The organism is Gloeocapsopsis crepidinum LEGE 06123 (assembly GCF_015207655.1).
Classification (GTDB): Bacteria; Cyanobacteriota; Cyanobacteriia; order Cyanobacteriales; family Chroococcidiopsidaceae; genus Gloeocapsopsis; species Gloeocapsopsis crepidinum.
Genome location: NZ_JADEWN010000030.1, coordinates 1 through 20,628 on the forward strand (window position 1 = coordinate 1; position 20,628 = coordinate 20,628).

Here is a 20,628-nt window from a genome sequence, read left to right on the forward strand (position 1 = left end):
CATCGTAGTCCCGTCAATTTTGGTGTTAATGTCCTCTGTGGTTTGATTGCTTATTGTCATCAGCCCAAAAAGCCCTCCCTTCACTTAGAATGGGCTTTACCTCCATCTGCTTAACCCGAACTCAGGTTTGATACCATGTTGTAGTGCTTGTTCAACATAAGTTGATGCACCCGACTCTAGGGTTTCTGGAACTGCAAACCATCCTTCTTGGGGAAAAGCAACTAATTGAATATCGATTCGATCGCTAAGCGATCGCTGTACATCTAATAAGCCCTCTACTGCCCTTAATTCTACAAAAGCATCAGCTTCGACATTTGTGCGAATAGCTGTTGTTCCTGCTGCTACACTCCATTGCAAAGCTTGTGTTGCACGTTGTTTGATATCTGCAATGGTAAATTGAGATTTTAAGTGTCGTACTGCTTGAATTGCTGAAGCTAGTCCGCTTTGAGCAAAGATATCTCCTAGAGACTCTGCTGTGAAAGCTTTATCGATGTGCGTGTGTGCATCAACTAAACCTGGAGTGAGAAGTTTGCCATCAAGATGCCAAACGTGTTGTGCATTGAGGCGATCGCCTTCCACAATCTCAACAATCTTACCCTCTGCTATGCCAACACACCATCGTCCCTCACGATACGGCAAAGTTACATTAGTAAACGCATAATCTAGATCTGCCACGCATATATCCTCAAATTGCCCGCTGTTCTTGTGGTGGTAAAAAGCTACCATTAAACACTTCTTCTGGTATCGGAATCTGAGCTAAACCAAAGCCTTCTGCAACTTGTTCTAGAGTTCTTTGCAATCTTGCCGAATCAACACCACCTAAACCATTTTGCTCTACTTCTGGGCTGATATATAGCGAATCCAAGGCAATTTGCAGGCGTTCTCGTTCTTGTGCTTGATCCATCAATCCATCTTCGCTGAGATTCATCACTGCAGCTAAACTTTCATCAGGATTTCTAATCGTATCTTGCAAGCCTCGGAGATACGCACTGACAAATCCCCGCACTAATTCTGGATTTTGTTCTAGGAAAGATTCGCGTACAATCAATGCATTGCCATAAAGATCTAAACCATGATCGGCATACAAAAAAGTATTGAGGCGATCGGGACCGTAACCTAGCTTATTTAAAGGCGGCAAACTCGAAATATTAAAACAGGAAATTGCATCAAACTCTCCTTGAACCAAAAGTGCTTCGCGTAGTCTTGGTTCAACATTATTCCAAGTGACAGAATCGGGATTAACTCCTGTTACTTGAGCAAAAACAGGCCAAAGTCTCCTTGCTGCATCACCCGCAGGGGCTGCTAATCGCTTGCCTTCAAGTTGTTGGGGAGAGGAAATTCCAGCATTATCAACAGCGACAATTGCAAGTGGCGATCGGTTGTACTTTATTGCCACAGCAACCAATTATATCGTTTGGGTTCTTTTGGTTGAACTCCATCATGGAGTACATATCACCTTCTCCGATGTCGTAGACACCGCTGGCAATTTTGTTAATCGAATCCGCTGATCCATAACCTCGATCAAATCTGACTGCAATCCCCTCTTGGGCAAAATATTCCTTCTCGATTGCTATTGCTAATGGTGCGTCAACTGCTTGTAACAGCCAAGATAAGGTAAAGCTAACTTCTTTGAGTTCTTGATTTGCAATATTTGTGGTGGTTTGGGCTGTGGTTGGCGATCGCGAAATTGTTTGATTAGCGCAACTGCTTAGCAATACGGCTGATCCTGCAACTAATGCGAGTGAAACCACTCTTGTCCAAATCTTCGGCATGACTGTTCTGCTCATAAGCATTTTGACTTTAGGACTTGAGATTGTGAAGTGAATCTTGCAACGTAACGGCAGCAGTTATTGATTACAAAGAATTTTTGGTTCAAACTGTGACTAGAAACAATCGATCATATATGATATATAAAACCTGGATAGCACTGATTTAACTGTAAGCATCGCTACAAAAACTGCCGATGAGGAGCAAAGCACCTTGACTGCAAAGCTGCACTTTCCTGCAATGACAGGACTTTCACGTACAACTCAAGCTAGTGTTACAGATTATTTAAGAAAAGCAATTCTTTCTGGCGAGTTGCCTGCGGGGACTCGTCTTGTGCAAGCAGAAATCGCTGAGGCACTTAATGTTAGCGTGACACCAATTCGCGAAGCACTCCGCGAACTGAGTACTCAAGGGTTAGTAAACTTAGATGCCTTTCGTGGTGCTGTCGTTCACACGCCGACGCTTGCAGAATTAGAAGAAATCTTTGAGATTCGTGCTGTGCTATTACCTTTAAGTATTCAAAAAGGAGTTTATGGGATTACTGCACAAGAGATCGAGCAAGCCGAACTATTATTAGTACAAATGGAAGCAGAGTGCGATCGCCCGCGTTGGGTAGAACTGAATCGACAATTTCATAGCTTATTGTATCAAGCCGATCGCAGTTCGCATTTAAAAAACCTACTGCAACGTTTATCAGATATTGCCTCAATTTATATCAACTTATCTTTTGTAGAAAAGCCACTACAAAAAGAACTATCAGAAAAAGAACACCGTGAACTTTTAGAGGCGTATCGTTGTAAAGATGTTGCACGAGCAACACAAGTGACTCTGAATCACATTAATTCAACATTGGAAGCTGCAAGAAAAGTTTTGCAAAAAACTTATGAAACTATAAGTTAAGTATCGGGTTTGGGCAAGCAAGATGCCTACCCCACATCTAAATTTTGAATTTAGTTAACTTCCCACTCATCAATTACTAATGATCGTAAATTTAGATCAATTATGAACAATGCCAATTTCCAACATCCATATATTGTTGTTGGTGTCTTTCGATTACCAATGTCTGCACCAGAGGATGTTAGTGGATTACAACATCTTTTAGAAACACAGCAGATTCAAGCCGAAGAAATCGTAGCAATCATTGCTCAAACTGAAGGAACGGGATACGCACGCGGTTATGCATCTTTGTGTATGCAACTATTACTTTCGCAGTATCTCAAGATTTCTGTAGAAGATGTCTTCAAACGGATTCCGATGATGATGATTGGGTTATGCGGTGGTTTGATGAGTCCCCATTACACAGTGTTTACACGCAAGACGGTTGCTGCACCATCAATACCTCCTCAAACGAAACGATTAGCTGTGGGAATTGCTGATACTCGTGTATTGCTACCCGAAGAATATGGCACAATAACGCAAGTCAAGTTAATCGCCCAAGCAGTAGAAGCAGCGATCGCCCAAGCCGGAATTAGTGCTTTAGATGACGTTCATTGCGTTGAAATCAAATGTCCAGCGATGACTCCGGCACGGCTGCAAGATGCCCAACGGCGTGGAGTGAATGTTGTTAGTACAAATCTCAATCAAGCAAGTTCGATGGCAAAGGGCGCATGTGCGTTGGGCGTCGGGTTAGCTTTAAAAGAAGTTTCTGGGGAAATCGACGATCGCGCAATTAACTGCAATCATGCACTTTACACAAATCGCGGTTCAGTTTCAGCGGGAGGAGAACAATCAGCGTGTCGTGTTTTAGTCATGGGTAACTCGGAGTTTTCTGTGAGTCCTTATCGCGTAGGACATGGCGTGATGCAAGATCAGTTAGATACGACAGGGGTGTATGCAGCACTAAAGTCAGCAGGGTTAACTTGTCATATACCACTCACAACCGATCAACAGAACAAGATTACCCAAGTTTTTGTTAATTGTGGTGCAGATGCTGTCACTGCAATTTGCAATCGCCGTCATACAATGCACAGTGATTTCTTATCAGGTTACGCAGGCATTATGGCAAAAGCGGTAGCGAATGCGATCGTTGCTTCAGTTGTGGGCGATACCATGATTCTGGCTTCGGCAGGAAATGAACACCAAGGGGCACGCGGGAGTAATTTAGTGGCAACGATTGTTGATATGGAGAAGTAAAAATATGTATTTGCGTCAATCGCGGGAGTTAACTCATCAGGGTGCGATGGTGGTGTTGCAAGGGGCGATCGCTAAAGCCGAGGAGATGGGTGTACCGCAATGTATTGCCATTGTGGATACAGGAGGAAATTTATTGGCGTTTGTGCGGATGGATGGGGCGAAGATTTTGAGTCAAATTTCTGCAACACAAAAAGCAGTGACAGCGGTTTCCTCTCGTGTTCCTACAGGAAGTGTCGCGCAGGATGTTGAACTGAAACTTGCGTTGGCAACTGAAGGAAAACTGACAAATTTAAAAGGTGGAGTACCTATTACAATTAACGATCAAATTGTCGGAGCAATTGGAGTTGGTTCAGGAACAGGACAACAGGATCTTGAAGTGGCTTTAGCTGGTATCGCTGCACTACAAGCAGTTGTATAAAAACATGAAAGTAGAAGTTTATAAAATTCCGCAGAATAGTCCTGATGACTTATCCCAGTTGGATGCACTGATTCAAAGCGGCAAGATTGATCCGTATAAGTTTGTAGCAATTCTTGGTAAAACTGAAGGTAACGGTTGCGTTAATGATTTTACACGCGGGTTTGCAGTACAAACTCTAAAAACTTACATACAAGACAAGGCGAATCTTGAAGTTGCACAACGAATTGTTTATGTGATGTCGGGTGGTACTGAGGGGGTTTTGAGTCCGCATCTCAATATCTTTACGCGAGACGATCGCAAAGAACCGCAACACTGGGGATTAGTGATTGGAATTAGCCGTACAAGGGACTTTTTACCAACAGAGATTGGAACTTTAGAAATGGTTCAGGAAGTTGCTAAGGGTGTGGAAGCAGCGATCGCAGATGCAGAATTAAATAAATCGGATGTTCATTTTGTGCAAATTAAATGCCCGCTGATTTCTTCAACGCAACTACAAGATAAGTCTCAGGTAAAAGCAAGTAATAGCTACCAATCGATGGCGTATTCGCGCGGGGCATCTGCATTAGGTGTTGCTGTAGCGCTGGGGGAAGTTGCCTATGAGCAATTAACTGCAACCGATATTTGTGCCAACTATTCGTTGTATTCTAGAGTTGCTTCGACATCTGCGGGTGTGGAGTTACGCAACTGTGAGATCTTAGTACTGGGTAACTCGCCTCATTCAACAAGTAACTTTGTGATTGGTCATAGTGTGATGCAACATGCTTTGGATCGCGAGGCAATTTGTCAAGCAATTGAAAATACTAACCAACCTATCGAACGTGTTGTCAATATCTTTGCCAAAGCTGAAGCTGATCCTTCTGGGTTCATTTTAGGACGCAGGCATACAATGTTAGACGATTCGGATATTAACCATACACGCATGGCAAGATCTGTCGTCGGGGCTGTTACAGCTTCTGTAGTCCAAGATCCAATGGTTTATGTATCTGGTGGTAGCGAACACCAAGGTCCCCCAGGAGGTGGTCCTGTCGTAGCGATCGCCCAAATTATTGAACACAAAAGCTAACAACAAGTTGCAAGTAATATTTTAAATAATTGCGTCTGGATCGACACCAAGTCGTCTTAATTCTGCTGCTAAGCGATCGGCGCGTTGTGCTTCTTGCTGTGCGCGTTGTGCCTCTTGTTGTGCTTGTTCTTGTGCTATTTGCACCATCTCCTCATCTGTTGGCAATAGCACTCCTTCTATTGTTGACCATCGCAACCAAACTGCTTCTACTCCTTTAAATTTACCTTGCCAGCGTACGAGTGCTAATCCTAAATGTTGACTAATTAAGCGTCCTTGTTCATCGAGTGGCAATGGTGTATAAATTCCATCGTGTAGCCCAAACCCAGCAAACTCTTTTGAGTCAAATGGATCGTACCAAACATATTCGGGTACGCGCAGTTGATTTTGATAGATCAGTTTCTTTGTAGTTTTGTCTTGTTCGGCAGTACTTTCTGATAATAGTTCAATCACCATGTCAGGTCCTTTGCCTTCTTCCCACACAACCCAACTTTTACGTTCCCGTACTGGCACATCTAAAACCACAAAAACATCAGGTCCGCGATAATCTTGGTTGCGAACTTGGTTAGGGCTGAAGTAAACAAACATATTACCGCCCACATAACCACCACCTTCACGTTGCGTTACCCACGGATAAAGTGAATCTACTAGCAAATCCATTTGCATTTTGTGCCGTTGAGTTTCCATCGGAATGCCATCATCAGAAGGTAAGGAGTCTTGCGCTGGGGAAAATGCTGATTTCGTTTGATACATAGAAATAACCTCCAACAAAAGGAAGACATCATTAAGTTGCTAGTTGTTAGTTACTAGTGACTAGCCACTTTAATCGTAAGTAATTCACTCTTATTTGATAAACCTAGTGTGCTGTCGGCAAAAAAAGTTGCAATAAATTCAGATTCATTCAGCTTTTGTGGGTTAGGCATCTTGCCTGACCAGAGTAAAATGCGATACTTTTGCAAGAGATTTATAGTAAAAGCAATAGCTTAAGAATTTAATTGGTAGTTAAAGTTGAGCTGCTAAAGAACTATATATAAAACGTTCAGTCTTAATTGAGTTCGACGAAAGTATACTAGCATCGTGATAGTTATGGTAATTTTTAGTTTTTATGCGATCGCTAAAAAATTACACAATTGTGCTGCGTCCTGATGATAATGGAACTTTTGTTGCCTATATTCCAGCAATTGTAGGTTGTCACGCCTGGGGATCAACCACTGAAGAGGCACAAGCCGAACTTATTCATGTGTTTGACATGATTCGGGATGAGTATCAACAAGCAGGTCGAGAACTGCCCGAATTGAGGTTACTGTGACTCACGACCGCTAAAGCAAAAGAACAACAGTGATAGTAACAAAACAAAATATCGTTGTCTAAAATCAAAGCACAACGATTTACAATGCGATCGCTCTCGGTAACATTGCTTTTGATAACATCCCGTGAACGCCTTTTTGGGGCAGATTGACAACTTGGGTAATGCGAAAATTTACGGCTAAACTACACAACACATAAGCTTCTTCGGCACTCAATCCTACATAGTGTTGGAGGAGATTAATCATTTGCTGTAGTGCGGATTCAAAAGCTGCATCTAAAGTTTGTCCAAAGCCCATTGTCATTATATCGGTGGGCGTTTCTGCTACTGGAGTTGTTAGTTCGAGAGCTTTGTGTAGTTGAATTTTAATTCTGCCATTCATTGATGTTTCAATCGCAGTCAAATCAACTTCACCATCACCTTGTGCAGAGTGTCCGTCACCAATTGAAAATAATGCACCAGGAACAAAAACAGGTAAAAATATCCGCGATCCTGCTTGCAGTTCTTTGTTATCAATATTTCCTCCATAATTACCAGGCGGAACAGAAGAACGGTTCTCAGGAGTGGCAACACCAAGAATGCCAAAGAAAGGTTTCAATGGAATTTGTATCCCACTATTAGGTGGAAATTCTGCAATTTGCTTTTCTAAATCTAGTGAAATAAAACGTAGCTTGTGTTCAGAAAAACGTTTATTTAATGCACCTTTTTCAGGGTAAATTGCATTAAATCCAATAGGTAAGCGTGGATAAATTGCTTCTATATTAACTTCTATGACATCTCCAGGTACAGCATCTTTGATATAAATTGGTCCTGTTAGTAAGTGAGGTCCTGAACTAACTTTTTGTTCTGAAGGAAGATATTGACAAATCTCTAGAAATTCAGGCGTAAGAAATTCTCGTGGTGCTTTGTCGTAAATATAAAATCCGGTATATGTCTCTACATCAATAGTGTCACCTGGATTAATTGTTAAAACAGGTTTCAATTGATGGGAAAAGCCGCCTAGATGTACTGTTTGACAGGTTGCTTTGAGAATATGATGCGTCATGCGATCGCAATGTAGACCACAATCAAAGATTTTAACCTGTTGAGTTTAATTCAGTAGTTAATTATATTTATGTAATATTTTTTACAGATAAAATCTCAAAAATAACGTTGACGTCGAAAAAGTGAGTTTTGTAAAAAAAATACGCAAAGCCTAGATACTATGCAATGTCAACAGCCGCTAACAAAACAGAGAAAAAGCCACAGTAATGTTGTCTAAATTACATATAGCTTGAAGGAACTCAGATAGTATGTGGGCTACTTAAGTATTTTTATACAGGTGTGAGAAATAATGACGAAAGTTGCAACTGCCTGGAAAGGTAGTTTAATTGCTGCGACAACTTTTTGGTGTTTATTATTTGAGGCTACATTTCTACCATTATCAAAAGCATGGGGATCGCCGACAGATGCGATCGCAACGACAACTTTAACAACATCAAACTTAGTTGCAACAAATAACGACACAATGTCACAAGTGACATCGGTATCGCAGTTATCCGATGTGCAACCTACCGATTGGGCTTTTCAGGCTTTACAATCACTGGTGGAACGCTATGGCTGTATTGCTGGTTATCCTGATAGTACTTATCGAGGTAATCGTGCCTTAACTCGTTATGAATTTGCAGCAGGTTTGAATGCGTGTTTAGATCGCGTTAATGAACTAATTGCCGCAGCAACCACGAATCAAGTGACCCGAGAAGATGTCGAGACGCTACAAAGACTAGGGACAGAATTTGCGGCAGAACTTGCGACTTTACGCGGGCGTGTTGATACTCTAGAAGCACAAGTTGCAGAACTCGAAGCGAATCAATTTTCGACAACGACGAAACTAACTGGTAATGTTTTTGTCAATCTTACGGGTGCTTTTGCTGATGGTACAATTTTAGCTGAAGGAGAAACTGCATTTAGAACTCAGCCAAGAACTGCAACACCATTATTGCGGGAAATTGATGAAGACCCTAGCATTACTCTCAGTAATTTGGTTTGGCTGAATTTCAATACATCTTTTACCGGAAGAGACTCATTAGTTGTACAACTCGGTGCAGGCAATGGTAACTCTCCAGCCAATGAATTTGTTTCCGCAGGCTTGTACAATACCTGGGGCGTTCCTTTTACCGATCAAACAACAGCACCTGGAGGTGCAGCAGGCGCAAATGACGTTGTTGTTCGCGAATTGTTTTATAGCTTTCCTGTAACAGACAATCTTCAAGCTGTTGTTGGTTCGCGGATTAACTGGTATCGCTATTTTGATGCTAACCGCTTTACGTTCTTTTTAACAGGTGCTGGTAGCTTTAACTCTAGTGGAAGTACACTGTTAAACACAATTGATCGTGGTTCGGGCTTAGTACTTTTGTGGGAAATTAACGATCAATTCAAGCTCAATGTTGCTTATTTGGGTGAAAACACAGAATTTCTCCCTAGTACAGTATTTAACTCTTCAAGCAATCCTAGCCAAGGTTTATTCGATCCTACTAATACAATCACCGCTGAACTCACTTTTTCTCCGAGCGATCGCTTTAATGTCAGATTACTCTACAATCGTTCTAATACGAGAGCTGTCGGTGGGCAAATCGGCGGTGCAATCGGCGAACCAATTTATGGCTTTGCTGATGATGGTTTTGATGGTCCTGTTGATAATTCAACAGCAGACGTCTTCAGTGTTAACTTTGATTGGCTAATAGCAGATGGCTTCGGTATTTTTGGGCGCTATGGCTACGGTAGTACAAATTTGTTTCCATTAACTCCAGGTTTACCTAGCGGAGAAGTTAATGCCCAATCACTACAACTCGGCGTTGCATTTCCTGACTTAATTAAGGAAGGCGCACTATTTACAGTATCTTATTTACTTCCCTTCTCAATTCTGGATGGACGTGATTTTCTCGCATCTGGTGGTGGAGATGGTGGAGTACAGTACGAGTTTGAAGCAACTTATTTCTATCCGCTAACAAACAACATTGCGCTTGTTCCAGCATTTTATGTCATTGGCAATCCTAATAATTTCAGCAATAATCCGACAGTTTATATAGGTAACTTACGCGCCCAGTTTAGCTTTTAAACTACCAAAGTGACGTGTCGTAAGACTTCTGCAACAGACCAAGCTTGAGCGATCGCACCTCTGGGAGTATGGGGTGGATCGCCATCAAAAATTTCTGAAATGGAACCAAGACAAGCTTGCGCTTGCAAGTGTTCGAGTAAAGGTTGCCAATCGAAGGGAACAGGTTCTAAGTGGTAACGTTGCCAAGCACGAATATATGCACCAATAAGCCACGTCCACACTGTACCTTGATGATAAGCGCGATCGCGCTGCTGCACGTCTCCTGTACACTGACCAGTATATTGCGAATCTTCTGGGGCTAAACTTCTTAATCCATATGGAGTGAGAAGTTTTTGTCGGGCGACTTCTAAAACTTGATGTCCTTGATGTGTAGGAAAAGCACAGTGTTGGTATGAAAGTGCTAAAACAGCATTAGGGCGAATTTGCGAATTTAGGCGATCGTCAGGTTCAATGGTGTCGTATAGATAGCTTTTTGTCGGATTCCAAAACTTCTGCATTGAGTCTTTCACCTGTTGGGCTTGTTGTTGATAGCGCCGTGCTTGATTCATTAAACGAGATTTTGATCCTTCTTTTTGGCTTAAGCGTTCTGCCCAAGTACTTGCCCAACACAACGCCGAATACCATAAAGCATTAATTTCAACAGGCTTACCGCGTCGCGGTGTTACAGGTTGTCCGCAAACAACTGCATCCATCCATGTTAGGGCAACATCAGGTGCATCCCAACTAACAAGTCCATCTGTAGCATCTACTTGGATATTAAACTTTGTCCCAGCTATAAAGGCTTTGTAAATTTGCTGAACTATCGGATACTCCTCAACCAAAAAATCCCAATCTTGGGTAGCTTCTAGATACAGTCCTAAAGTTTCAATCCACAATAATGCAGCATCAATACTGTTGTAGGAAGGTTCAGCACCAGTATCAGGAAATGTATTAGGAATCAAACCGTTACGACAGTAACGACCAAAAGTTTGTAAAAGTCCTTTGGCTAAATCAAAGCGCTGTGTTGTCAGGGCTAATCCTGGTAGCGCAATTAGTGTGTCGCGTCCCCAATCATTAAACCAGTGATAACCTGCAATAACTGTGGGTCCTGCAATTGAAGCACGATGTACTATGAATTGATCGCTAGCGCGGAGTAATTGTCGTTGTAGTTGATGAGATGAATTGTTTTCAAAATTGAAAACTTGAACAAGCCGATTTTGTTCTGCTTGCACAGCATCGGTAAACTCAACGTTTTGCAGTGCAGGTAAAGTACTATTGTGACCTACTCTTGCTTCTAAGGTAATACAACTTCCTGTTTCCAAGGCAATTGTTAAATAACCAGGACTATACAAGTCCTCGCGATCGCCTAATCCTCTATTTGTCTCTTCTGGTAAACGATAGTTCCAATACCAAACAGGATCGTATTGATATTTTCCCTCTGTCCAGCGTAGTTGCCAAGGTGTTCCTATCCATCCAGGGCGTTGCGCTTGCAAAATAATCTGCTGTGGTTCAACAATCTGCGAAAAGTGTAAATTAGGATCAGCTTGCTGTTGATGATGAAAATCGCGATCTGCAATCATGAAACGCAACCGCAAAATTCCTTTCACTTCTCCTGTATAGCAATACTGTATTAAAACGCGACTTGTATTGTCTGGGAGTACAGCATTACTCTGTGCTGCGTGTGGCATAATGATTCGTCTAGCTAGCCGCCAATTGTCTTCTTGCCAAACCCAAGTAGGAACTGGATCAATTTCAAAGCTATCTAGCAACTGAAAGCCTTCTGGTTCAATAATGTTGTTGCCCCAATAATTTGTTCCTAAAGCAATAACTTTGTGCGTGACTTCCAGACTTGCCTCAATGTGCGACAGTAGTAACGTCCGCTGACTGGGTGGATCTAATGCTGCAACTAACCAACCGTGATATGTTCGCGTGCGGGCATCGGAAACAGTACCACTCGCAAAACTCCCTAGTCCATTCGTCAGCAGCCACTCGCGACGATCTAAATTCTTCATTTGCTACTCAAAATCGTTATGAGTATGATATATTTGTAACAGTTCGACATAATTAAGATGTGTATGAGTAAGTTTTAGAACAAGACTAGCTCATAGCCATTTATGAAGTAGATGCATCAAGGAGAAATAGTTTAATGCCTCTAAGTTACGCAGCAGATGGATGCCTCAGAGTTGGTCAAACTGCTCCAGATTTTACAGCAACAGCTGTAGTCGATCAGGAGTTTAAGACAATCAAACTCTCTGACTATCGGGGCAAGTACGTCATTCTATTTTTCTATCCTCTAGACTTTACCTTTGTTTGTCCAACTGAGATTACCGCATTTAGCGATCGCTTTGACGAGTTCAAAGCAATCAACACAGAAGTTTTAGGGGTTTCCGTAGATAGCGAATTTTCTCACTTAGCCTGGATTCAATCTGATCGCAAGTCTGGTGGAGTTGGCGATCTCAATTATCCTCTTGTTTCAGATATCAAGAAGGAAATCAGCGCTGCATACAACGTTCTCGATCCAGAAGCAGGCGTTGCGCTACGTGGTTTGTTCATCATCGACAAAGACGGTGTCATTCAGCACTCGACAATCAACAACTTGTCCTTTGGTCGCAACGTAGACGAGGCACTACGCACACTCAAAGCAATTCAGTACGTACAAGATCACCCTGATGAGGTATGTCCTGCTGGTTGGCAACCTGGAGATAATACTATGACTCCAGATCCTGTCAAGTCAAAAGTTTACTTTGCTTCTGTGTAAAACATTGACAGTTCTGTGTGATGAATCATGCAGAACTTATGAAATGAAAGATAATAACCCAGCACATCTTAAGAAGAGTCAAAATAGAAGTGTGTTGGGTTTTTCCATCAAAGCAATGTTAATATTAGACAGTTTTAAAGTAGAAAATAGCTAAATTTAGCATAGTGTTTCTGATTTCCCTAAGAGAAGAAGAGAGAGAAAAATATGCTAACGTCAACTAATTTTAGCGGTTTATTAAACGAGCGCTTTTTTCAAAACTTGTTACCTATTCCAGCCGAAGATGCTTTGAATTTGGGTAAAACGACACCAAATTTTGCATTACCAGACATTACTAACGGTCGGCTAGTTAAGTTAGCAGACTATCAAGGACAACCTGTTTTATTAGCTTTTACGCGAATTTTTACAGAAAATCAATATTGCCCTTTTTGCTATCCGCATATCATCGATTTAAACGAGAAATATGAGCACTTTACAAGTCGCGGTATAGAAGTTCTCATGATTTCGAGTACAGATGAACGTCAAAGCCAAATTGTTGTCAAAGATTTAGGAATAAAGTTACCATTGCTGAGCGATCCTAGTTGTCAGGTATTTCGCAACTACAAAGTAGGACAGGCATTAGGCGCACCTTTACCAGCACAGTTTGTGCTAGATAAACAAGGTAAGCTTCAATACAGACATTTGTTTTCTTTCTTCTCGCATAATGCAAGCGTTGAAACGCTGTTAGCACAGTTCGAGAAGATAAAGCCTGGCGATTAAAATCGCAGCTTAACAACACCAAAGTGTGCCGAAACCTATGAAGACAGGTTTTGTTTTAGTAGCTGTGGTTTTAACCGAATCAGCTATTGACGATTGTTAAAGTTTCACCTGCTGAAAGTGACTGCGGGGATTGAAGCTACGGTTATCGCGAATTTTCTCGTAGTACTCGCGTTCAATTGGGGTTAATTCTTTGGGAGATGCGATCGCAATTTTCACGAGTTGATCGCCGCGTCCACCTTTCGGTAACGTCCACCCTTTGCCGCGCAATCGTAGAGTTTGACCTGAGCGAATACCTGCGGGTATATTCATTTTGACACTACCGTCTGGTGTTGGTACTTCAATGACAGCACCCAATACTGCCTCATCAGGAGTAATCGGTACTTCACACACCAAATTGTCTCCCTCAAACTGGAAGAAGGAGTGCGGTATAAGTTCAACTTTTAGATACAAATCGCCACGCTGCTGATTATAAGGGCTAGTTTTTCCTTTGCCACGCACGCGAATTTTGCTGCCAGATTTAGCACCAGGAGGAATGCGCACTTCAATTGCATCATTACCTAAGCTAATTCGCTTCTGCACGCCGTTAAATGCTTCTGCAAAACTTAACTTAATTGAGGCTTCTGTATCTAGAGAAGCACTTGGAGTTGCGGTGTCAAAGTTGGAAAAATCACCAAACCCATCAAAGCCACTGAAACCAGTCGATCTTGGGGTAGTGCGATAAGTGTAAGTCTGGCTGCCAGTACTACTACGACTAGCACCACTGCGACCAAATCCACCCAAAAGATCGTTTAGGAATTCATCAAAAGAGCCATATTTACCAAAATCGAATTCTTCAAACCCGACGTTGGTACCACCTCCTGATGGCCATCCTTGTCCAGCTTGTTTCCAGTATTGCCCAAAAGAGTCATATTTTCTGCGCTTTTCAGCATCAGACAAAACTTCGTAGGCTTCGTTTACTTCTTTGAATTTTGCTTCAGCTTGTTTGTTGCCAGGGTTAACGTCTGGGTGATATTTTCGTGCCAGTCGGCGAAAAGCTTGTTTAATTTCATCATTTGTGGCAGTCTTACTGACTCCCAAAATACTATAGTAATCTTTGAAGTCGGTTGCAGCCATCCACTAATCTCCTTAAAACAAATTGACTCTATTATTTTATGTATGTTTTTTGAAAAACTAACTGGATCAGTAACTAAAGAGGGGTGAGTGATTAGTTTTGAGTTTTGAATTTTGAATCCTAAGGAGTTTTGAATTGTTCGCGAACAAAGGTGCCGGAGGCATTTATTTTAAGTTTTGAATTTTGAATTATGAGTTATGAGAAGACCTTGATGGCATTCTTAACTTAACACTCAACATTCATAACTCTTTTAAGCTCAACACTTCACGACTCTCTTAAACTCATAACTCATAACTCAACACTCATAACTCCTACACCCTCAGCTTAGCTTTCGATGACGACGAGTGCCAAGGCAGTTACGTTCGGTTGTTCGTCAAAGCTGCTGCGTAATATCCGTACTTAAAATTCAGAGTAATAGTCAAGTTCTTTCTCTAATTCTCTGATCCGCGATCTCTGACTCCTGATTCCTTCTTCGGTGAATCAAGCAATCTAAATCTTCTGTTAGTGTTGGTGGAGCATCTCGCAGTTGACGATGCATTCGCAGCACAACTTCTTCTGGTACTATGCGATCGCGTCTTTTATTGCGTGCTAAACACAGCCAAATTGGGGTATCAACCCATACGCCAGTAATGTAATTAAAGCCAGTAGTACGGGCAAGAGCAATCACTTCGCGTCGCTGGCGACGCTGAGTATTTGTAGCATCATAGATTGCTTCAGAGGCGATTCCTTGAGAAATTTGTAAAACAGCTTGTTGAAACTGAATTTGTACTTGACGCCAAATTATTAACCAAGATCCTTGAATACTTTCACTGCCAAACAACTGTTGACGCAGCACATCAGTAGAAATCAGCCGCCGACGAGGGTCTTCCGCCAGCAGCTGACGCGCTAGTGTTGATTTACCACTACCTGGTAATCCAATCAACAAGATCAATCTAGCCATTTTTGAGGAGCCTGAAAACAAGATAATTCAAGTAAAAAAGTGATGAGTCATATATCACTCACCACTAGCAACTAGCTACAAACTACTAAATCACTGTGCCATCAGGAATAACTGCATTTTTCAGAACAACAGTAATACCACTACGAATATAAAATCCTTGAGATTCGCGTTCTGCCTCTTCTACGCGATCTTTGTTGATGATTCGGACGTCACAACCGATCCGAGCATTTTTATCGACGATCGCTCGTCGAATTATTGTATTTGCACCAATTCCTAAAGGAATAATGCCATCATTGCAGTCTGATTGTCTTTCAGCAAATGGTTGATAATAGTCTGCTCCCATAATAAGCGAGTCTTCAATTGTGCAACCTGCTTCAATTCGTGCCCGCACGCCTAAAATTGAATGATGAATTTGGCAATTTTTTAAAATACAGCCATCTCCTACAATTGATTCAGTAACTTGGCAGTTTAAGAGCTTACTAGGGGGCAAATAACGTGCCCGCGAGTAAATTGGGGCATTTTCATCATAAAAACTAAATGCGGGTTGGGGCTGCCGCGTTAAAGCCAAATTAGCATCATAAAACGCTTCAATCGTTCCAATATCTTCCCAGTAACCATCAAATAAGTAAGCTTGGACATTGTAGTCTTGGGCAGAAGCAGGAATAATTTCTTTGCCAAAATCCGTTTGTTCTTGAGATTCTTTCAAGAGTTTAATGAGAACGTCTTTTTTAAAAACGTAAATCCCCATCGACGCAATATATGGCTTTTGTTGCGCTTGATCTGCTGTCAAACCCAAAATACTAGTATCAACTTGCATCTGACGCAATGCCTCACCTTTGGGTTTTTCGCTGAAATCTACGACTCGTCCAGAATCATTGATTTTCATTAACCCAAAATCAGAGGCGCGGCGCTCATCCATTGGTACAACCGAAAGCGTAATATCGGCATTGGTATCGCGATGTCTTTCGACGAATAAGCGATAATCCATACGGTAAAGATGATCGCCAGATAGAATGAGGTATTCATCAACATCCCACTCTTCCAATAACCAAATATATTGGCGGACTGCATCGGCTGTCCCTTGGAACCAGTTAGGGTTTTCTGGGGTTTGTTGGGCTGCTAAGACTTCGACAAAACCTTCGGTAAAACCCGAAAAGCTGTATGCACGAGCGATATGACGATTGAGTGAAGCTGAGTTAAATTGTGTCAGAACGTAGATTTTAAATATTTCTGAATTAATACAGTTACTGACAGGAATATCAATCAAGCGATATTTCCCTGCCAATGGTACTGCTGGTTTGGCACGTAGCTTCGTCAGCGGATAAAGCCGCGTACCTGCACCGCCCCCTAAAATAATCGCTAGTACTTTTTTCACAAAAAATCCTCCCAACTGCCATTCGATTCCCAAGTACAGTGTATGACTGTGCGGGACAGCTGGTAAGGGGGAAATCAAGAAAGCTAGGTAAAAGATGCGGAATGATTTTATGTCAAGCTTACTACGCTACTTTTGACGAATGTTCAAAGTCTCACTAAAAACCCAATCAAGCTAACAATGCCTTGAATCAGTTTCTGAGTATCTGCAGCTTGTTGAACTTCTGAACGAATGCTCTGCATTTGCTGAAGACATAAATCATTACATAACACTCTATCTTGCAACCTGAGACGCACTCTTGAAACTAAGAACGCTTCATCTAGTTCATTTTTTAGTAGATTGTTTCAATAACAATCAAGAGTTTTGGTTTCTAATTAAGAGGTTTGGTGATTACCTAAGTTCTAGAAGCCAACTAAAACAGAGTGAATTGTTGCTGATTCTTGAAATTTTTTCGTTTCGTTATATTCTCTGATTGGAGATGAGTAAATTCCAGAAAATTGTTGATTTGAAACAGTGGGTCTAAACAACAGATTCCGAGCAGGTTGATTAGCAAATCTTACGTATTCCCTAGATTCATTTTGGGTGTTATATGACAAAGTTGCATCTCCGTAGACTGCTTCTGCTTGTTTCAGTGATGTCCCTGATCCAACTCCTTCTGTAGTTCGGAGATCGGGATTATCAGTCAACAATAGTTCGATTGAGTCTGAATCAGAAAAGGTTGTTCCGGCGGGATAAAGAATGTAGTATTGCACCTTTCCAGACTTGCTAAGTGCGATCGCGTCGAAGTCTACCATAAAAGGTGACTCTACCTTAAATTCGGCATCTGAACCTAACACCTGCTTCAGTTGCCCAAAAGTCATACCTAATTTAGCAAGTCCAATACCCGTTGCTGAAATTATCAAGGCTTCAGAGGTCGAAGGAGAAATTTGAGATGTGGTGTGGCTGATACTATGCTGATTCCTTGGCTCAGAAGTTACTGTGGGAGATGAAGAAGGTAGTGTTTCTGTATTTAATGTCATACGTTGTGTACCACAGCCCATGAGCGCTATAGAAAAAATAGAGAGAAAAAATTTAGCTTTCATGGTTTGTTACTTCTAGATTAAACTTTTAGAATTAATAAGAGATAGAATTATAAATTGCCAAATTGAGTATGCGGCATCGCTTGTCCAAAAAAAACTGTATCTTAAAGTACATTAGTTAAGTTATAACGGGTTTACTCAAAAATCCCTAACTTTATCTGCATAAATTCTTTACATTCAACCCCAGGTTAGAACCAGAAATTTGCAAGTATTTGTACTCTGTCTATGAAGGACTAGGGAGTATTTATGCTGATTCAAACCCCAGATTGGGTCAAGCACGCTGTTTTTTATCAAATTTTTCCAGATCGTTTTGCTCAAAGCAAGCAACCACGCAAGCGATTATTGAAAAACGCCTCGTGGCAAGATTGGCATGAGATGCCGACACTCCAAGGCTACAAAGGTGGCGATTTATGGGGTGTGACCGAACAGCTAGACTACTTGCAGAATTTGGGGATTACTGCCATCTACTTCACCCCCATCTTTCAATCAGCAAGTAACCATCGCTATCATACGCACGATTATTACCAAGTCGATCCGCTATTGGGAGGAAACAGCGCATTTAAAGAACTGCTAGACGCTTGTCACGATCGCAATATGAAAGTCGTTTTGGATGGAGTCTTTAACCATTCAAGTCGCGGCTTTTTCTTTTTCCACGATGTCTTAGAGAATGGTCAACATTCCCCTTGGGTCGATTGGTTTAAAATCCAAGATTGGCCTTTATATCCTTATGATGAGAATTTTCCAGCAAACTATGGTTGTTGGGCGGGAATTCGGGCGCTACCAGAATTTAATCATGATAACCCAGAAGTGCGCGAGTACATTATGGAAATTGCGGAATATTGGATTAAGTTTGGGATCGATGGTTGGCGTTTGGATGTGCCGTTTGAAGTGAAAACCCCTGGTTTTTGGCAAGAGTTTCGCGATCGCGTTAAAGCACTCAATCCTGAAGCTTATATTGTTGGGGAAGTTTGGGGAGATTCGCGTCAGTGGCTCGATGGTACGCAGTTTGATGGCGTGATGAATTACTTATTCGCTGGACCTACGATCGCTTTTGCCGCAGGCGATCGCATTGTTCCTCAACAAGTTAAAGGACCTTCTTATGAAGCGTATCCATCTCTATCTGCAACTGAGTATGCAGAGAAAATGCAACAACTTTTGCAACTGTATCCGTGGGAAATTCAACTGACACAGTTAAATCTACTTGCTAGTCACGATACGGCAAGGTTGATGTCAATTGCCGATGGCGATCTTTCTAGTGTCAAATTAGCAACGCTACTTCTTTTAACTTTTCCTGGTGCGCCTAGTATCTATTACGGCGATGAAGTTGGCTTAGCTGGAGGTTTAGATCCTGATTCTCGTCGTGGTTTTCCCTTGGAAGCCCACTGGGAACGCGATATTTTAGAATGCCACCGTCAACTGATTGCATTGCGACAGACTCACCCAGCGTTACGCGTAGGAACATACCGAGTTCTCTATGCAGATGCTACTATTTATGTTTTTGCACGCATCCTAGAAGATGAAGAAATTGTTATTGCTATTAATACTGGTAAGACACCAGCAAGTGTAGCTGTACCCGCAAATGATTTGAAATCTCAACCAAATCAGGTTTTGTATGGAGATGGCGTCGCTCAATGGCATAGTGCAGGTGAATCGATTCAGATCAAGTTAACCTTGCCTGAGCGCTCTGGGTGTATCCTTGGTGTAGCTTAGCTCAGTATAGATAGAAAAGGGTTTGGCAATGCCAAACCCTAACATCTAGAGATGATTCTTAGGCTTACGAGATAGAATTTCCGGCTTGAGTTAACATTTGACCGAGTTGCTGTGCTTTTGTGCCAGCTTCGCCACCAGCACTTGCAGCAGCTTCAGCCGTTTTGCCACCAACTTGCTTTAAAGCTTGCGCAATACCAGAAGCATTACCACTAGCTAATTGGCTTTTTAGTTCGCCTAAGGCGCTAGCAATTTCAGGTGCAGCGTCTTTTAATTGTGCTTCCCAGCTTTCAATGTTAGCCAAAGCAGCTTCAGCAGGGATAGAGGTTAAACCACCCTGTAAAGCTGAAATGGTGGTATCTAGGTCTGCTTGTGCCATGATGTTTACCCAAAAGGTGTTTCCTTAATTTATTGTAAAGAAATCTTGTATTTTGTAAAGAGTAATTAAGTTAAATTAAGTTTAAGCAAATATTTCTAATTTTATTTTCACAATACATAAATATTTTAATAGTAAAAATTCCTATTAACTTGCAACGACAACAGGTCAATTTGATAAAGTGAGCAAATCTCATCTATAATCTGCTCACAAAAGTGTATCTAAATTTGCAATTTACGGCTGTTTACTAGAACACAATAGCCGCCGCCATCCAAACTCGTGTTACTCAGCAGCAACTAAACCTGGTACGAGTACTGCGTCAATGACATGAATCACACCGTTGTCTGTCAAAATATCGGATTGCAAAACGTTAGCATCATTAATTTTAATCTTTCCACCAGAGGATTCGATTCCAACTACAGAACCTTCGACTGTTTCGGCTTCCTCAATTTGCATTAAATCTTCAGCTCTCACATCTCCAAAGGCAACGTGATAAGTTAATATTCGCTTTAACTTGTGATTATCTTGCAGTAATGCTTCAAGCGATACTCCTTCTGGTAGCTTGTTAAATGCTTCGTCTGTAGGTGCGAAGACAGTGTAAGGACCAGGACTTTTCAAAATATCAACTAAGTCTGTGGCTTTGATTGCTTCTACCAAAGTATTGAAAGTACCGGCATTGACTGCAGTATCTATAATGTCTGCCATGATTGCAACCGTAATAGTGTTAAAATTCATTAATAAAATGAAAACGTTTGCTTAGCATCTATCA

At 41.6% G+C, this 20,628-nt stretch carries 21 protein-coding genes and 1 pseudogene; 10 read left to right on the forward strand and 12 right to left on the reverse strand.

The annotated features are described in order from the left end of the window. Nucleotides 1–114 (forward strand): annotated as a pseudogene (locus IQ230_RS26645) (IS982 family transposase); the annotation flags it as partial. Here IQ230_RS26645 and IQ230_RS13130 read toward each other — a convergent pair. From IQ230_RS13130 to IQ230_RS27390, 3 genes are read right to left on the reverse strand one after another with little or no spacing between them, the layout of a single operon-like run. Beyond that, the gene (locus tag IQ230_RS13130; RefSeq protein ID WP_193932429.1) at nt 97–675 is read right to left on the reverse strand and encodes an amidohydrolase family protein; all 579 of its coding nucleotides are present in this window, start codon (nt 673–675) and stop codon (nt 97–99) included. The pseudogene IQ230_RS26645 and the gene IQ230_RS13130 sit on opposite strands and share 18 nt — an antisense overlap. Before the next feature lie 10 nt (nt 676–685). Beyond that, nucleotides 686–1,396 (reverse strand): ABC transporter substrate-binding protein, encoded by a 711-nt coding sequence (locus tag IQ230_RS13135; RefSeq protein WP_193932430.1) that lies wholly within the window; start codon nt 1,394–1,396, stop codon nt 686–688. Then, entirely contained in the window at nt 1,350–1,772 is a 423-nt protein-coding gene (locus IQ230_RS27390) for an ABC transporter substrate-binding protein (protein ID WP_193932431.1), read from the reverse strand. Before IQ230_RS27390 ends, IQ230_RS13135 begins: the two co-directional genes overlap by 47 nt. A gap of 208 nt (nt 1,773–1,980) precedes the next feature. On the opposite strand from IQ230_RS27390, the gene IQ230_RS13145 reads away from it, so the two are divergent. From IQ230_RS13145 to atzD, 4 genes are all read left to right on the forward strand, one after another. Further along, entirely contained in the window at nt 1,981–2,667 is a 687-nt protein-coding gene (locus IQ230_RS13145) for a GntR family transcriptional regulator (protein WP_193932432.1), read from the forward strand. A gap of 102 nt (nt 2,668–2,769) precedes the next feature. Continuing rightward, the gene (locus IQ230_RS13150; protein ID WP_193932433.1) at nt 2,770–3,900 is read left to right on the forward strand and encodes a ring-opening amidohydrolase; all 1,131 of its coding nucleotides are present in this window, start codon (nt 2,770–2,772) and stop codon (nt 3,898–3,900) included. Nucleotides 3,901–3,904: 4 nt separating this feature from the next. After that, entirely contained in the window at nt 3,905–4,318 is a 414-nt protein-coding gene (locus IQ230_RS13155; protein WP_193932434.1) for a GlcG/HbpS family heme-binding protein, read from the forward strand. 4 nt (nt 4,319–4,322) lie between these two features. After that, the gene (gene atzD, locus IQ230_RS13160; protein WP_193932435.1) at nt 4,323–5,381 is read left to right on the forward strand and encodes a cyanuric acid amidohydrolase; all 1,059 of its coding nucleotides are present in this window, start codon (nt 4,323–4,325) and stop codon (nt 5,379–5,381) included. A 21-nt stretch (nt 5,382–5,402) separates the two neighbouring features. Here atzD and IQ230_RS13165 read toward each other — a convergent pair whose 3' ends face one another. Next, a complete protein-coding gene (locus IQ230_RS13165; RefSeq protein WP_099702342.1) occupies nt 5,403–6,131 on the reverse strand; it encodes a Uma2 family endonuclease in 729 nt (242 codons plus the stop codon). Between the two features lie 352 nt (nt 6,132–6,483). Between IQ230_RS13165 and IQ230_RS13170 the strand changes: the two genes are divergently transcribed. Next, nucleotides 6,484–6,687 carry a type II toxin-antitoxin system HicB family antitoxin gene (locus IQ230_RS13170; RefSeq protein WP_193932436.1) on the forward strand — a complete coding sequence of 68 codons (204 nt, stop codon included), beginning with the start codon at nt 6,484–6,486 and terminating at the stop codon, nt 6,685–6,687. Nucleotides 6,688–6,766: 79 nt separating this feature from the next. Here IQ230_RS13170 and IQ230_RS13175 read toward each other — a convergent pair whose 3' ends face one another. Continuing rightward, entirely contained in the window at nt 6,767–7,729 is a 963-nt protein-coding gene (locus tag IQ230_RS13175; RefSeq protein ID WP_193932437.1) for an acetamidase/formamidase family protein, read from the reverse strand. Nucleotides 7,730–8,017: 288 nt separating this feature from the next. Between IQ230_RS13175 and IQ230_RS13180 the strand changes: the two genes are divergently transcribed. Further along, a complete protein-coding gene (locus IQ230_RS13180; RefSeq protein ID WP_193932438.1) occupies nt 8,018–9,781 on the forward strand; it encodes an iron uptake porin in 1,764 nt (587 codons plus the stop codon). Here the strand turns inward: IQ230_RS13180 and IQ230_RS13185 are convergent. Further along, nucleotides 9,778–11,772: an amylo-alpha-1,6-glucosidase gene (locus IQ230_RS13185; protein WP_193932439.1), complete on the reverse strand. Its 1,995-nt coding sequence runs from the start codon at nt 11,770–11,772 to the stop codon at nt 9,778–9,780. The genes IQ230_RS13180 and IQ230_RS13185 overlap by 4 nt on opposite strands. A 134-nt stretch (nt 11,773–11,906) precedes the next feature. Between IQ230_RS13185 and IQ230_RS13190 the strand changes: the two genes are divergently transcribed. Both IQ230_RS13190 and IQ230_RS13195 read left to right on the forward strand, forming a co-directional pair. After that, complete coding sequence (locus IQ230_RS13190; RefSeq protein ID WP_193932440.1) at nt 11,907–12,518, forward strand: peroxiredoxin; 612 nt, start codon at nt 11,907–11,909, stop codon at nt 12,516–12,518. 204 nt (nt 12,519–12,722) lie between these two features. After that, nucleotides 12,723–13,274 (forward strand): peroxiredoxin family protein, encoded by a 552-nt coding sequence (locus IQ230_RS13195; RefSeq protein ID WP_193932441.1) that lies wholly within the window; start codon nt 12,723–12,725, stop codon nt 13,272–13,274. Nucleotides 13,275–13,370: 96 nt separating this feature from the next. Here the strand turns inward: IQ230_RS13195 and IQ230_RS13200 are convergent, their stop codons facing one another. The 4 genes from IQ230_RS13200 to IQ230_RS13215 form a co-directional block, all read right to left on the reverse strand. Continuing rightward, nucleotides 13,371–14,387: a DnaJ C-terminal domain-containing protein gene (locus tag IQ230_RS13200; protein ID WP_193932442.1), complete on the reverse strand. Its 1,017-nt coding sequence runs from the start codon at nt 14,385–14,387 to the stop codon at nt 13,371–13,373. 416 nt (nt 14,388–14,803) lie between these two features. Further along, on the reverse strand, nt 14,804–15,325 hold the full coding sequence (locus tag IQ230_RS13205; protein ID WP_193932443.1) for an AAA family ATPase: 522 nt from the start codon (nt 15,323–15,325) through the stop codon (nt 14,804–14,806). Between the two features lie 85 nt (nt 15,326–15,410). Next, the gene (locus tag IQ230_RS13210) at nt 15,411–16,700 is read right to left on the reverse strand and encodes a glucose-1-phosphate adenylyltransferase (protein WP_193932444.1); all 1,290 of its coding nucleotides are present in this window, start codon (nt 16,698–16,700) and stop codon (nt 15,411–15,413) included. 398 nt (nt 16,701–17,098) lie between these two features. Beyond that, the gene (locus tag IQ230_RS13215) at nt 17,099–17,779 is read right to left on the reverse strand and encodes a hypothetical protein (protein ID WP_228054863.1); all 681 of its coding nucleotides are present in this window, start codon (nt 17,777–17,779) and stop codon (nt 17,099–17,101) included. A gap of 243 nt (nt 17,780–18,022) precedes the next feature. On the opposite strand from IQ230_RS13215, the gene IQ230_RS13220 reads away from it, so the two are divergent. Continuing rightward, nucleotides 18,023–19,486 (forward strand): glycoside hydrolase family 13 protein, encoded by a 1,464-nt coding sequence (locus IQ230_RS13220; RefSeq protein WP_193932445.1) that lies wholly within the window; start codon nt 18,023–18,025, stop codon nt 19,484–19,486. Nucleotides 19,487–19,550: 64 nt separating this feature from the next. On the opposite strand, the gene IQ230_RS13225 is transcribed toward IQ230_RS13220, so the two are convergent. Together IQ230_RS13225 and IQ230_RS13230 are read right to left on the reverse strand one after the other, a co-directional pair. After that, complete coding sequence (locus IQ230_RS13225; protein ID WP_193932446.1) at nt 19,551–19,862, reverse strand: hypothetical protein; 312 nt, start codon at nt 19,860–19,862, stop codon at nt 19,551–19,553. Between the two features lie 279 nt (nt 19,863–20,141). Continuing rightward, on the reverse strand, nt 20,142–20,564 hold the full coding sequence (locus IQ230_RS13230; RefSeq protein ID WP_193932479.1) for a fasciclin domain-containing protein: 423 nt from the start codon (nt 20,562–20,564) through the stop codon (nt 20,142–20,144). Between the last annotated feature and the right edge of the window lie 64 nt (nt 20,565–20,628).